Origin of the sequence: Dietzia sp. SYD-A1 (genome assembly GCF_015356725.1) — a bacterium.
In the GTDB taxonomy this organism is placed as follows: domain Bacteria; phylum Actinomycetota; class Actinomycetes; order Mycobacteriales; family Mycobacteriaceae; genus Dietzia.
The window spans coordinates 1-1,590 of the sequence record NZ_JADDKI010000674.1 but is presented as its reverse complement, the minus strand read 5'-3'; the positions used below and the strand labels follow the sequence as shown (position 1 = coordinate 1,590).

The following is a 1,590-nucleotide window of genomic DNA, read 5'->3' as shown; positions in this document are numbered from 1 at the left end:
GGGTTCGCGGGGACCGACTATGTGCTTGAAGACCTGAACCCGTCCGGGGTAGCGGGTCAGAGGCACGATCACGCCACCGCCGGTGTGCTGGTGGGGTTCGAGGTGCACCCGGGGGTCGCCGGTGGCGGGCGCGGCAATGAGTCGGTCGAGCGCCACCCGGTGAGCCCGAGCGAGCGGGATGAGCAGGTCCAGGGTCGGTTGTCGGTGGCCGGTCTCGAGTCGGGACAGGGCGCTGACCGACAGGCCGGTCTGCTCCGCCAGCTCGCCCAGCGTGAGTCCGCGGCTGGTCCTGAGGGCACGCAGACGGGGTCCGATCGCCTCGATGATCCTCGACACCTCCGCGTGCACCTCCTCATCTTTGCAGATTCCGCAAAAGTCCTGGGAGCACCGGGCAGGGGCCCGCAAGCATTGACCGCGAACGATCGCCCCTGTGGAAAGGCTGGTGTCCGCGTGATCCAGACGACTGTCCCCGCTCCCGTTGCACCGAGTCGCCGCCGGTGGGCGGTGGTGGCGGTGTGCGGCTTCGCGCTGTTCCTGGTGGGAGTGGACACCACGATCGTGACCATCGGACTGGGAGAGATCGGCGGGGCTCTCGGCGTGGGAGCTGACCGGTTGTCGTGGGTGGTGGACGCCTACACGGTGGTGTTTGCGGCTCTGCTGATCACCTCGGGCGCCCTGGCAGACCGCGTCGGCCGCCGCCGGGTGTTCACGACCGGTCTGGTGGTGTTCGGAATCGCCTCGTTGGCGTGTGCGTCCGCGCCGACCCTCGGCGTCCTCATCACCGCGCGGGCCGTCCAGGGCGTCGGCGCCTCCATGCTGACCCCGGTCGCGCTGGCGATCGTCGTGAACGTGATGACCGACCCGCGCGAGCGGGCCACGGCGATCGGTATCTGGGGAGCGATCTTCGGGCTCAGCATGGCGGCCGGCCCTGTCACGGGTGGGGTCTTGATCTCCTCGTTCGACTGGCGTGCGGTGTTCTGGATCAACGTCCCCGTCGTGCTGCTCGCCCTCGTGCTGGTGGCGCTCGTGGTCCCCGAATCGCGCGGGCAGCACATCCGACGGATCGACGCGCCCGGGCAGGCCTTGCTCATCGTGCTTCTCGTCGTGGCCGTGGGCCTGCTGATCGAGGGGCCACGAACCGGCTGGACCGCCTCGGCTGCGCTCGTCGGCTACGGCGTGCTGGCGGTGACCCTCGCCGCGTTCATCGCGATCGAGTCCGGTCGCCGCGAGCCGCTCATCGAACCGGCCCTGTTCCGTCGCGCGAGTTTCACCGGCGCGGTGGTCGGCGCCTTCGTCGTCTTTGTCGCGTTCAGCATGACGCTGCTGATGACCACGCAGCTCCTCCAGGGGGCCGAGGGGTGGACCCCGACGGCCGCCGGCGTGGCGACCCTGCCGATGGCCGTCGGCGCGACGCTCTTCGCCCCGCTGTCGGGGTACCTGGTCGGGCGGACCGGGCCGCGACTCCCGCTCGTGCTCGCCGGCGTCCTGCTCTCCGCCGGAGGCCTCTGCCTGGCCTCGCTCGCGGCCGGGATGAACCTGGCGGTGCTGCTGATCGCCTACCTCCTCGTGGGCGCGGGTGTGGCCTTCGCC

General features: G+C 70.8%; 2 protein-coding genes. One reads left to right on the top strand and one right to left on the bottom strand.

Going from position 1 to position 1,590, the window contains the following annotated elements:
• On the bottom strand, window positions 1-336 hold a 336-nt coding region (locus tag IY392_RS18545), incomplete at its 3' end, for a helix-turn-helix transcriptional regulator (protein ID WP_309234217.1).
• 114 nt (window positions 337-450) lie between these two features.
• Between IY392_RS18545 and IY392_RS18540 the strand changes: the two genes are divergently transcribed.
• Window positions 451-1,590: MFS transporter (locus IY392_RS18540; RefSeq protein WP_194862014.1), on the top strand; the 1,140-nt coding region annotated here is incomplete at its 3' end.